We start from the raw sequence: 12,485 nt of genomic DNA on the forward strand, positions 1-12,485 counted from the left end.
CACTAGAATTGCCTCTAAAATCAAGCAGCAAGCAGCTAACCAGAAACCAACACGTACTCCAAAATATTCTGTAAAAGAGCTCATCAAAAAGACAAATCCCGAAAAGGCTAATGTAGATACCACCTCGACAACAGAATAGACATTGATAAGTTCTCTTTCATCAATTGCTTCCTGTAAAAAGACATTTTCAGGTACTTCCTTAATCTGAGATAGGAAACCAATCAATAGGAATCAAATCAGGAAAATAATTGCATTTGGCAATAGTAGTATCAAAATAGTTACCAGGACCATTGCGACTAAGGAGAAAGTGATATTTTGCCATTTGTGTTTAAGAACTCTCTCTGATATACGAAAAATGATAAAGCCACCAAATAGAATACCCAAAGAATAGGCTGTCTTGGCATACCCCCAATAACTCTCTGTCTGATGTTCACGCTTAAAGACATCCATAGTCTGGCTTGAGACGTACTGATAACCTGAGAGCAAATCCAGTAATTTATGGTTGTAGTCCTTTTGGTATGTCAAGTCCTTTTTTCTTAGTTTGGCTAGGGTTTTCTGTGTCAGGTTAGGCAAATAAGAGGTCACTAGGGAAAAACCTAAAATCACTAGGGTCAGTTGCCAGTTGAGAACATAGGTCATGCTGATGCAGAAAATGAGTAATTTCAGGAGACTTTTGCCTAAATCGATTGTCACACTAAAATAATCTTCACTAACCACTTCAACGTGATTAGTGATAATGGAGACATAATCAATGGGTCTTTGTTGCTCAAATGTCTGATGATCCTGTCCTATAAATCTTTGGAAAAGGTCAGATTTTAACAGGAGGGCCAGATTCTTGCTGATTTTCCACTCCCAAACCCGGTTGCAATATTCCATGACTAGGTTGAGGGCAATTAAAAGTAAGAAGGTTAGACCAATGAAACCCAGAAAAGCCAACCCCTTGTGGCGTTGGTCAAAGAGGAGTTGGGAGATGAGGGGAAAGAGTGATGAGGTCAAGGCATAAAGGCTGTAAAAAAGGTAGGACTGCAGGATAGTCCACTTCAATTGTTTAAAATAAGTGTTCATATGACTAGATAAAACCAGATACCCAAGCATATCTGGTCAGTAGGTTATAGGCTTGGCTATGTTTCCCACTATCCTTTACCTCTGCATTGTCCATCAAAAGGTAAGGATATCACATCTTGTTTGAAATCAAAAACTTCAAACGGAATAACTTCTTTTTCTTTTAATGTAGAACACTTTATAGAATTTGTCTAGTCTAGTATAACCTATTCAGTCTGATAGCCTTAGACATTCAACACCTCTATATCTATATTTCTTTCAATTAGCTGAATCGGTCAATATCTTTAATGATTTGTGCATAAATTAGGAGGATAGGTCAACTACCTTATCATATCTTGCTAAGGTATTGTTGTCATAATGATGGATAACTTCTATCAGAGTCTGAGGTAATTGCAATAGAATGTCAGAGACCTGTTGCGCATTCGCTTTATCTAAGTTCGACTTGACCTCATCAGCTAGTATCAGTTGACTGTCATGATACAAACTTCTTGCAATCTCTATCCGCTGCTTTTCACCACCAGAAAGGTTTTGAGAATATAAAATATGACCCTTTAGAGATGATAGACCAACCCTGTTTAAAATGTTAACTATTCTATCATAATCTTTTGCTTTGCCAAGCGCTATATTATCTTCAATACTCATTCCATCAAAAATGAATGACTCTTGCAAAATATAAGCCATAGCATGTGATAACTTCTTTTCTCCCATCACCTTTCCCTGAAAGGTGATTTCTCCTGAGTCTGGTAAAACATCACCATAAATCATATTTAACAGTGTCGATTTTCCGCATCCACTAGGTCCAATCACAGCAACCTTGTCACCTTCAGATACATCTAAAGAAAAGTTTTTAAAAATAATTTTATCACCTAATGCTAGGCTAACATCACTAATCCGTATAGGAAAGAGAGTGGAGAAAGTGGAATTTTTTCTCTCTTCTGCTTTTTCTGTCAGCAAGAATGAATATTTATCCCGTAATTGTTTGGTTGACTTATAAGTATTGATGAAGTAGGATAATTCACTAAATTGATAACTGATATTGTGGGAAACTAAATAAATTCCGACAAAAACTGAACCTGATAAATAACCATTATAAGTCATAAAGCCACCAATAATCAGTGGCACAACAGAACAAAAAGCATCAATGCTATTAATAATAAGATTATTTGTAGTTCGCTGCTTCTCATAGTAAATTAATTTGTCAATTCTTTTTGAAAGGACCGATAGAAATCTGGTAAAAAAGAAAGTCTCAGCTTGATAGTTTTTTATAACCCTCTCCCCATCAATGATATTAGTCGCTTGTGAAAGGTATTCTTGATTTGATAGTGACTGTTCTTGTAAAAGTTTATCTAACTTTTTAGAACCAATACCACTGCATAAGGCTGGGATAGAGTAGAAGAATATAAAAATCAAACCCAGACTAAAATTCGTTACCAGAGCATAAATAATTGATACTACTGTAAAACCTAATGATGATATGATAATCACTGCCGGTTCAAGATAACTATTCTCCAGTTGCTTAACATCATTCTCAAGGTCAGATAAGACATCGTCTTTCTTTATTTTAGTACCATACAAGAATTGGTGAAATATCTTCTTTTTAAAACTAATTGTAAAATCTGATAAAATCCTAGCATAATAGTATCTTTTACCTGCTAATCCAACGATAATGAATAGATTTCCTAAAATACCTATAAGTAACGCATGCCAAAGCACCTCTAGATTTTTCTTCTCAAAACTAGAAACAATCATTGATACTAACTTTGGTGTTATCACAGCTTCAAGCCACGTGATTACTATAAATATAAAATAGAAAAAGAGGTGTTTTTTTGATATAAATTGTTTAAGCATATCTGATAAATCTTTCAAAATTATTTACTAACTTCGACAATTTAACCTTGTCAGAAGAGAGAGCAATGATTTGATAGACGCAGTATTCCATTAAATCCTGTTTTTGACATTTTAAAAATTGCCCATCTTCAGAAATTATTGGAGAATAGCCATCTATCATATTAGCGACGCATTCCATACACATTCCTTTACACCAACAATTTTTACACTTTTCAAAGTTGTCCTTGTTATTGAAAAGACTGACCTTATCGCTGTTATGAGTACCCCAAAATCTAAAACAAGACTTGGGAGTTCCATCTACGTCAAAAGTTACAGTATTTTCAGGATCTATATCGTCACAAAAAGACTCTGTCTTACTCTTATAAATCATTGAAAGAAGAACATCATATACAATTGGACTGATATAATTCTTAACATTAGCTTCAATAATGTCATTAATTGATTGAACAATAAACTCCTTTCGCTTTTCTTTACTCATCTCCATCTCTTTAACTACAAGAATCTTATTTTTACTAAACACATTATTGATATTGAACCGTATGCTCATATCAGTAAAGTACTTATAAATATCTTCTTTTGAAAGGTTTAATTTTTGATGCTTGCGTGTATACGTTGAAGCTACTTCAAAGGTTTCATAATTGATGCTCTTTAAATAATCAATAAATTTAACGGTCCGTCTATGACTACCTTTTCCCCTTAACTGATCATGAATTTCTTGAGGTCCATCTAAACTAACTATTAAAAACGGCTGATACTTCTCAATCATTGATTTTACTTTCTTATTTAGAACAGTACCATTTGTCACCGTTTCAATCTTACTCACTTCAATGTTTTGTGATAGTTGTTCTATTATGTAAACAAACAGGTCAATGTTTAAAAATGGTTCTCCCCCAAAGAGGATTAATCTATTAATCCTTTTAACATCTCCAGAAACAAGTTGTTCTATAATTTTGTCAGCTGTAGGGTGATCCATAAGTTGATTTGTCATTCCATAATTTCCACCATCTGCATAGCAATAAGCACATGACAGATTACAACTATTAGAAATATTGATGACAACCTTTTTCAAGGTACTCTTGTCAAGTTCCTTTTCAACACGAGTTTCTGAATTGTTATTCGAAGTTGATATGGTAAAATTTTCAGAATTAAAATAATAGGTATTAGAATCTGTATAAAACGTTTTTAGCATAGGCAGAACTCCTATCTCAAAAGAGGGGAACACTATCCCCTCAAGCAAAACAAAACTGGCCTTAACGACCACCGCCACAAGAATGGCTAGGACCACAATTATTTACAACAATAGTTGGCTTTTCCTCTAGCAATTCTCCCAAATCGATAATTTTTAAATCATCCATTTGACTGTCCTCCTTTGTTTTGATACTTGAATTATATCACTACTAAAGAAACATATAAAAAAATCCCATATCTGCCTATTAGACTTCCTCCATTAAAATTTTTTCTAAATGTTTTTCATAAGTCGTCGCAATATGATTGCTACCTGCTAATTTCATGGCTCCAATACACTTCTTCATTTCAATAATACTGTGCCGATTACCGGTCTTCTTATACTTGAATAAATGCTGCGCATATAAGAATACTAGACGCTCATAGACTTCTGTTTCAATAAAGAAACATTGGGTTAGCTGCTTTTCAAAGTAGGTTGCATCAAATAACTCTCCGCGTTCAATGCAGGTGATAAAACCATTTAATAACATGGTAGAAATTAAGCGTCTATTATTGGGGATTTCCTTATAAAAGTCTGTCCGCCTTGCCATTTCCCGTGATAAGACCATAAAGACATCATGTTTTAGAACATCCAAGGTATTGATAAAAATCAATAACTCATAACACCCCCAATACTCTACACTAAATAAGTAGTCTGTCAGATAATCTAAATCACCTTTAGAATAGTGCTTTTCACCAGATAAATCTTCTAATCGTATTTTTAAAAGGATGATATTAAGTTGATGAAACTTCCCACTGACATTTTCCTGCTCCATCAGAGAGAAGAGGAGTTTCTTCATGCCATCTATATCATGAGTGGAGACGTACTGCCTTATTTTAGACAACAACTCATTCAATTCGTCGCGACGGAAATCATGCACGGTGTACATAAATTCATCAATAGGCATATTAATTTTATCCAAGATAAGCATAAACTTGGTAATAGTTAAATCTGTCTCTCCTTTTTCAAATCGAGAGAGTTGAGAGGTTGATATTCCTGACTTTGCAACATCTTTAAGTCTCAGTCCTCTTGATTCACGAAACTTTTTAAAAATTTCTCCAAAATTATTCATAATACTCCTTTCAACGCCATATATGGGAACGAAAATCCATTTTTATAAATCTATTATACAATAAATAAAAACGAAAGTGAGGAAAATCACATGAAAAAACGCACATTACTACCTGTACTCCTTCTCATTCTTGAAGGGATTATTGTTATAGGTGTTGGTTAGATGAAAAAAATCTAGACTCTTTTTCTACACTTAAAAGGCTCTATAATCTCTACAGGGAATATACCCACTACAGATATTATAGAGCTTTTTTAATGGCAATAATATAATCATCACAAAAGAGAGGAACTGTAAAGTAAAAATGCTTTTCCTCATCAGTCTTTTGATTTCTTGAGTCTTTTGATTTCTTGCTTACAAATCTTTGGGATTTTTGGTACAATGAAGGAAAGAACAAAGAGGAGGCTGGTATGGAGGGTTCAAGACGTGCTAAACATGCGACAAAAGACAAGGGGATTTTGGGCCTTGCCTTAGGGATGTTTTTGGTTCTTATCATAGGTTATGTTTTTTTATTTCATCAGTGGCAAAAGGGCAGCCCTGACATTTTATTGAGACAGGTAGCTGATCGAAGCCAGCCTATGAAAGAGGACCAGCCTGTGCAGACGGCCCGTATCATGGCTCATGGAGATTTGCTCTATCACGACATTCTCTATATGTCTGCCTTACAAGCAGATGGGACTTATGATTTTTCAGGGAATTTTGATTATGTCAAGCCCTGGTTCGACCAGGCGGATTTGGTCATTGGCGATTTTGAGGGAACGATTGCGCCTGAGCTTCCCTTAGCGGGTTACCCGCTTTTCAATGCACCAGCCAGTGTGGCGACAGCGATCAAAGATGCTGGCTATGATGTGCTCGATTTGGCCCACAACCATATTTTGGATTCTTATTTATCGGGCCTCATTTCCACGGCCAAGACTTTTAATGACTTAGGCATTGCGACGGTGGGGGTCTACCCAGAAGGCAATCGGGCAACAGCACCGATTTTGATTAAGGAAGTCAATGGCATCAAGGTGGCGATTTTAGCCTATGCCTATGGTTTTAATGGCATGGAGGCCAACCTCACACCAGAGGAGCAGGCGGCCTATCTCTCGGACTTGTCCCTAGAGCAGATGCAAAAGGAAATTGAAGCAGCAGAAGAGCTAGCAGATGTGACCCTTGTCATGCCTCAGATGGGCGTGGAGTACAGTCTAGAGCCGACGCAAGAGCAACAGGAACTCTACCGTCAGATGGTGACATGGGGCGCAGACATTGTCCTTGGTGGGCATCCCCACGTGGTAGAGCCAGCCGAAGTCCTTGACAAGGACGGGGAGCAAAAGTTGATTATCTACTCGATGGGGAACTTCATTTCCAACCAAAGGATTGAGACCATGGGCGAGACACCCAATGCTCAATGGACCGAGCGGGGTGTCTTGATGGATGTGACCCTGGAGAAAGTTGGAGATAAGACCACGATCAAAAGAGCCAAGGCCCATCCGACCTGGGTGAGCCGTGTGGAAAATGGTGGCTATTCTCCAGAAGGCTTTGCCCTCTATGACTACAAGACCTTGGTTTTAGAAGACTTTATCCCAGGCGGCCCTCATCGTGACCAGTTAACACCTGAGATTCAGGCACGTATCGACACCGCTTATGAGGAAATGAATGCCCTGGTTGGCCTGAATTGGGAGGCCCGACCAGCAGCCAAGCCCTAAGATGTTCCATTTTCGCTTCAGAGAGATTAGCTTCAATGATTTTTAGCTTACTGAAAATTCCTCAACAGAAGGTGCTGCTGAGGAATTTTTGTTTATACTCATTCAAAATCAAAAATAGAAGGGGTAAAGGGTTCGTTTACTTGATCTTAGCTTGTCTAGCCTTACTGCCACCACGTTTTCTAGTTCTGTAGCACGCTTCTCTAACAGTCCCGTGAACTACTGAAGCAGTTTTTATCTAATTGTGACGTTTGGAAATCAAGCAATACTGTTTTATTTGAGAATCAGTCGGTAATGCACTAAATTATCTATTTTTGAATTTTATTTAGTATTAGGCGTTCTTCACCTGATTCGCCTTGCGGTACTGGCTCGGGGTTTGGTGGTAGTAGTTGCGGAATTGCCGGTTAAAGTTGGAGAGGTTGTTGAAGCCTACTTCTTCAGAAATTCTCAGGACCGATTTGACAGTATCTTTGAGCTCTCTGGTAGCGACCAGCAGGCGGTGCTGGATGATAAAGTCCATCGCTGAGGTACCTGTTTGTTGCTTAAAAAAGGTCATAAAGTGCGTCTCGCTATAGCCGGCAAAATCAGCCAGGTCCTTGATGGTCAGGTGGCGGTGGTAATTGCTCTGGATAAATTCGATGATGGCTCTGATCTTATCATTTTTACGATAGGAGTCTTCGGTCATCTTTTGGCGCACATAGTCGTAGCGATAGAGGGTATAGATGAAATGGCTGAGCTGGGATTTGAGTTCTAGCTCATAAAAGGCTGGCTTGTCTTTCTCTAAAAGAAGGACCTGTTCGATGGTCTTTCGCAATTCAGCATAGCCAGGGTCATTAGGTTGGACGCGCAGGATAAATTTAGAATGGGCATTTTGCAAGGGCTGTAAAAAATGAATGCTGGCCTGGTCCATTTGAGCCGCTCCCAAGAGGTCTAAGTGGAAGATGAGGTTATCTGTAATATGAATCTTATCGGCAATCGGATGGATAGAGTGGAGGCCATTGGGACGGATGAGGATAATATCATCTTGCTGGCTGACAAAACGATCGTAATCAATATGGAAATGCGCACTCCCTTCCCGAACCAGAATCACTTCCATTTCCTGGTGCCAATGGAAAAGAATGTCTGGAATCCCATCGATTACCTCAATGTGTTTGATCGTGATGGGTAAGAGTCGATTTTGGTGCTGGACAGACTGGCGGTAGTCATGGAGAAATTCGTGAATGGCCATCTGAGTCCTCCTTCTTCTGATAAGATAATAGTATCAGTTTTTAGGAGAATAAGTCAAGAAAAAATCATGGCTATGGCCTATAATAGAAGTAGTTCACTAGGAGGTTTATCGATGAGACTCGAACACGCCGCCCTCTATGTAATTGAACTGGAGCGGGCAAAGACGTTTTTTGAAACCTACTTTGGGGCAGTCAGTGGGGAGCTTTACCACAATCCCAAGACGACCTTCAAGTCTTATTTCCTGAGTTTTTCAGAAGGGGCGCGTTTGGAAATCATGACACGGGATGATTTGGTGGATTTGCCTAGGGAGCTGACCCGAATTGGCTATGCCCATTTGGCTTTTAGCCTGGGAAGTAAGGAAGCGGTTGATGCCTTGACGGAGCGTCTTATCAAGGATGGCTATACCCATATTAGTGGGCCGAGAACGACAGGAGATGGTTATTACGAATCTTGTATGCTCGATGCCGAAGGCAATCAGTTGGAGTTGACCGTCTGAGGTCACGTGATTTATTTAGTTTATAATAATAATTTAAGGAGTTTTATCATGGGAACATTTCCTAAAGGATTTTTGTGGGGCGGTGCTATCGCTGCTAACCAAGCTGAAGGAGCTTATAACGTTGACGGTCGTGGTCTCGTTCAGACCGATGTGACAACAGGTGGCTCGGTCAATACACCGCGTTACACTACTTTTATCGATAAAGATGGTAATCCTGGCAAGGTGCCTTCGATGGGTCACGCAGGAAAAATCCCTGAAGGGGCTAAATTTGCTATTTTAGAGGACCACTATTACCCTAACCATGATGGAGTGGATTTCTACCATCGCTACAAGGAAGACATCAAACTCTTTGCGGAAATGGGTTATAGTATTTTCCGCCTGTCTATCTCGTGGGCACGCATCTTCCCAAATGGTGATGATGCTGAGCCAAACCAAGCGGGTCTTGACTTCTACCGTTCTGTCTTTGAGGAATGTCGCAAATATGGAATTGAGCCACTCGTTTCTATCTGGCACTTTGATACGCCATTATCGCTTGAAGAGCGCTATGGTGGCTGGACCAATCGTAAATTGATTGATTTTTATGTACGATATGCGGAGACTATTTTCAAAGAGTATAAAGGTCTTGTGAAATACTGGCTCACCTTTAACGAAATCAACGGGACGATTATGTTTATGGAGTTTGGTGGGGACAATGTTCCAGATAAGGCCTATCAAGATGCCTATCAGCACCTTCACTATCAATTTGTAGCCAGTGCCCGTGCAGTAAAATTAGCCCATGAAATCGATCCTGACTATAAAGTGGGAAATATGATTTGTGGTATTACGTATTATCCAGCTACCTGTGACCCAGCCGATATCTTGCTCAACGAACACAAGTGGCAGCAAAATATCTACTATTGTGGGGATGTTCAAGCTAAAGGAAAATACCCAACCTTTGCGAAACGTCTTTGGAAAGAACGCAATGTTGAGCTAGATATTACAGAGCAAGATCTAATTGACTTACGTGAAGGTAAGGTAGATATGTACACCTTCTCTTACTACATGTCTAATAACGTGACCACGCATACCGGTAATGAGACAGTAGGCGGAAACTTCTCACATGGAACAAAAAATCCTTACTTGACTTATTCGGATTGGGGATGGGCACATGATCCATCTGGTTTGCAATATTACCTTGAAAAGATGTACGATCGCTACGAGATTCCACTCATGGTTGTGGAAAATGGCTTAGGTGCATTTGACACGGTCGAAGAAGATGGTGCTATTCACGATGATTATCGGATTGACTACCACCGTGCCCACATCAAGGCGATGGCGGCAGCGATTGACAATGGGGTCGACTTGATTGCCTACACCACTTGGGGCTGTATTGACCTCGTTTCAGCAGGGACAGGTGAAATGCGCAAGCGCTATGGCTTCATCTATGTTGATAAGGACGATGAAGGTAATGGAACTTTTGTGCGCACGCCGAAGGATTCCTTCTATTGGTATAAAAAAGTCATCGCATCAAATGGAGAGGATTTGGATTAAAAAATCTTATTCAGTGATTTTTCTATAAACTCTCTAGTCAGAAAAGAAGGTCCCTCGGCTTATTGTCCGAGGGGCTTTCATCTAGGGCTAGAGAGTTTTTTCCTAACAAGGTTCAACAAAAGGTGGTAACCTGCCAAATTCGTTGAGTTTTGGTATAATAGGTCTATCTTAAGATGAAAATCCGATTTGAAAATAGTGTGAAAGGGGAGGTACATGAAAAAATGGTCAATTATCAGAGTTTTGCTAGGACTGCTCCTTAGTTTCATGTTGTTTTCGCGCCTTTTTCAAACCGTGATACCGGCTGCGTCTCCCAGACTGTCTAAGGCTTCTCTTCAGAGTGTGATAACGCCTAAGTTTCATCTGGTCGCTATTGGGGATTCTCTGACCGAAGGAGTAGGGGATTCGACCGGTCAAGGAGGATTTGTCCCTCTATTAGCCCAGCAAATTTTCCATGAGCAAGGATACGATGTGGTGACAGCCAATTATGGTGTAGCTGGGAATACCAGCAAGCAGATCTTGAAGCGCATGAGCGAAGACAGGCCCATTCAGCAAAGCCTCAAAGAAGCAGACTTGATGACACTGACCGTCGGAGGCAATGATGTCATGCATGTCATTCGCAAAAACCTGGATAGCTTGACCGTTAAAACCTTTAAAAAGCCTGCCAAACAATATAGCAAACGGCTAAGAAAAATAATTGATCTGGCTAGACAGGAGAATCCTGACCTGCCGATCTATATTTTGGGGATCTACAACCCTTTCTACCTTAACTTTCCCGAATTAACAGAGATGCAGACGGTTGTAGATGATTGGAACCAGACGACTGAAGAGACCTTGACGCATTATAAGAATGTTTATTTTGTCCCCATCAATGATCGGCTCTATAAAGGCATCAATGGGGAACAGGCTCTGATAGAGCATGTAACGGGACAGACTAAGGTGGTCAACGATGCCCTCTTTGAAGAGGATCATTTCCATCCGAATAATAGAGGCTATCAGATTATGCAGGCAGCGATAATGGAGAAAATGAATGAAACAAGCGAGAGTTGGCAAAGGAAAAAAGAAAATTAACGGGTGGAAATGGCTCTTCATCCTGTATTTGGGAGCCCAGCTGGCACTTGTCCGTGTGGTCTGGCAACGAGTAGGGACTAAACGAGAGGACTTGGCACTGGTCTCTCATGACAGCCAGGCTCAACTTCAGATGGGGACCTTTACGACCAATAGGGATCAGCTTAACCAGACCTTGAAGGCTTATCTTGGCGCTTACCAGTCCAAGGCCTTCACTTATGATGTCTTTGTTACGGAAAAAGAAGTTGTTTTTGAAGGGACCTATGAAATTCTAGGGGCCAAGATTCCACTCTATATCTACTTTACACCTTATAAAGATGAGAATGGGGCAGTGGTGCTGGATGTGACAGAGGTGTCAGCAGGGACCCTGAGTCTTCCTAAGTCAGAAGTTCTAAAGTACATTAAGAAGGCCTACCCGTTTCCCGATTTTATCCAAATTTCAGCCGAGGAAGGACGCATCCTGGTTAACCTACCTCATTTGACCAATAAGTTTGGAGTTGTCGTGACTGCTAAGACCATTGACCTTTATAACGATCACTTTATTTTTGAAATTTTTAGAAAAACAGATTAAAAGTGGAAAAACAACCTAAAATACTTGACCTGATAGGCATTTTAGGATATGATAGTATCTGTTAGAGCAAGAGCTCATCAAAATTTTTTGGAGGAATTAGCACAATGGCTAACAAACAAGATTTGATCGCAAAGGTAGCAGAAGCTACAGGTTTGACTAAGAAAGATTCTTCAGCAGCAGTAGATGCAGTATTTGCTTCAGTAGCAGATTACCTTGCAGCTGGTGAAAAAGTTCAATTGATCGGTTTTGGTAACTTTGAAGTGCGTGAGCGCGCTGCTCGTAAGGGTCGCAACCCACAAACTGGTAAAGAAATCGAAATCGCAGCTTCAAAAGTTCCTGCTTTCAAAGCTGGTAAAGCACTTAAAGACGCTGTAAAATAAGGCGGTAAGTCAGAAATCTTTGATTTCGTTGACGCACCCCCGTCAGGAATGCTAGGTTTCTCACAGTTCCTTGAACGAAGAGAAACCAGCAGTCTACGACGAAAGCGACTAAAAAAGCCCGTCATATCAAGGTTATACCTTGGTGGACGGGTCTTTTTTATTGTTTTGGGACTCCAAGTGTCAGGGGATTGACACTTGGAGGTTGGAAATAAGGCAAATAGATTTGCGTCAAAAGTGTCAGGGGATTGACACTTGGAGGTTGGAAATAAGGCAAATAGATTTGCGTCAAAAGTGTCAGGGGATTGACACTTGGAGGTTGGAAATAAG

At 39.9% G+C, this 12,485-nt stretch carries 12 protein-coding genes; 6 read left to right on the top strand and 6 right to left on the bottom strand.

Translation table 11 applies throughout. From position 1 onward, the window contains the following. Positions 1 to 231: 231 nt before the first annotated feature. From ABID29_RS00740 to ABID29_RS00755, 5 genes are all read right to left on the bottom strand, one after another. Entirely contained in the window at positions 232 to 1,095 is an 864-nt protein-coding gene (locus ABID29_RS00740) for an ABC transporter transmembrane domain-containing protein (protein ID WP_354363719.1), read from the bottom strand. A gap of 270 nt (positions 1,096 to 1,365) precedes the next feature. Further along, positions 1,366 to 2,910, bottom strand: coding sequence for a streptosactin export ABC transporter GggC (gene gggC / locus ABID29_RS00745; protein WP_354363721.1), 1,545 nt, complete (start codon positions 2,908 to 2,910; stop codon positions 1,366 to 1,368). Further along, entirely contained in the window at positions 2,903 to 4,099 is a 1,197-nt protein-coding gene (gene gggB / locus ABID29_RS00750) for a streptosactin maturase GggB (protein WP_354363723.1), read from the bottom strand. The genes gggC and gggB overlap by 8 nt, the downstream gene beginning before the upstream one ends. A 61-nt stretch (positions 4,100 to 4,160) precedes the next feature. Beyond that, complete coding sequence (gggA, locus tag ABID29_RS12290; RefSeq protein WP_423191653.1) at positions 4,161 to 4,265, bottom strand: streptosactin; 105 nt, start codon at positions 4,263 to 4,265, stop codon at positions 4,161 to 4,163. Between the two features lie 78 nt (positions 4,266 to 4,343). Further along, entirely contained in the window at positions 4,344 to 5,207 is an 864-nt protein-coding gene (locus ABID29_RS00755; RefSeq protein ID WP_354363724.1) for an Rgg/GadR/MutR family transcriptional regulator, read from the bottom strand. A gap of 407 nt (positions 5,208 to 5,614) precedes the next feature. Here ABID29_RS00755 and ABID29_RS00760 point away from each other — a divergent pair, with 407 nt between their 5' ends. After that, positions 5,615 to 6,892, top strand: a complete 1,278-nt coding sequence (locus ABID29_RS00760) for a CapA family protein (protein ID WP_354363726.1) — start codon at positions 5,615 to 5,617, stop codon at positions 6,890 to 6,892. Between the two features lie 328 nt (positions 6,893 to 7,220). Here ABID29_RS00760 and ABID29_RS00765 read toward each other — a convergent pair whose 3' ends face one another. Next, a complete protein-coding gene (locus tag ABID29_RS00765) occupies positions 7,221 to 8,117 on the bottom strand; it encodes a helix-turn-helix transcriptional regulator (RefSeq protein ID WP_354363727.1) in 897 nt (298 codons plus the stop codon). Between the two features lie 111 nt (positions 8,118 to 8,228). Here ABID29_RS00765 and ABID29_RS00770 point away from each other — a divergent pair, with 111 nt between their 5' ends. The 5 genes from ABID29_RS00770 to ABID29_RS00790 all read left to right on the top strand — a co-directional run bounded on the left by ABID29_RS00770 (position 8,229) and on the right by ABID29_RS00790 (position 12,158). Further along, a complete protein-coding gene (locus tag ABID29_RS00770; RefSeq protein WP_354363728.1) occupies positions 8,229 to 8,612 on the top strand; it encodes a VOC family protein in 384 nt (127 codons plus the stop codon). Between the two features lie 48 nt (positions 8,613 to 8,660). Then, positions 8,661 to 10,142 carry a family 1 glycosylhydrolase gene (locus ABID29_RS00775; protein ID WP_354363730.1) on the top strand — a complete coding sequence of 494 codons (1,482 nt, stop codon included), beginning with the start codon at positions 8,661 to 8,663 and terminating at the stop codon, positions 10,140 to 10,142. 213 nt (positions 10,143 to 10,355) lie between these two features. Beyond that, on the top strand, positions 10,356 to 11,210 hold the full coding sequence (locus ABID29_RS00780) for an SGNH/GDSL hydrolase family protein (protein WP_354363732.1): 855 nt from the start codon (positions 10,356 to 10,358) through the stop codon (positions 11,208 to 11,210). Next, a complete protein-coding gene (locus ABID29_RS00785; protein WP_354363733.1) occupies positions 11,170 to 11,778 on the top strand; it encodes a YpmS family protein in 609 nt (202 codons plus the stop codon). The genes ABID29_RS00780 and ABID29_RS00785 overlap by 41 nt, the downstream gene beginning before the upstream one ends. 104 nt (positions 11,779 to 11,882) lie before the next feature. After that, entirely contained in the window at positions 11,883 to 12,158 is a 276-nt protein-coding gene (locus ABID29_RS00790) for an HU family DNA-binding protein (protein WP_168548350.1), read from the top strand. The last annotated feature ends 327 nt before the right edge of the window (positions 12,159 to 12,485 follow it).

The organism is Streptococcus rupicaprae (genome assembly GCF_040545225.1).
GTDB lineage: Bacteria > Bacillota > Bacilli > Lactobacillales > Streptococcaceae > Streptococcus > Streptococcus rupicaprae.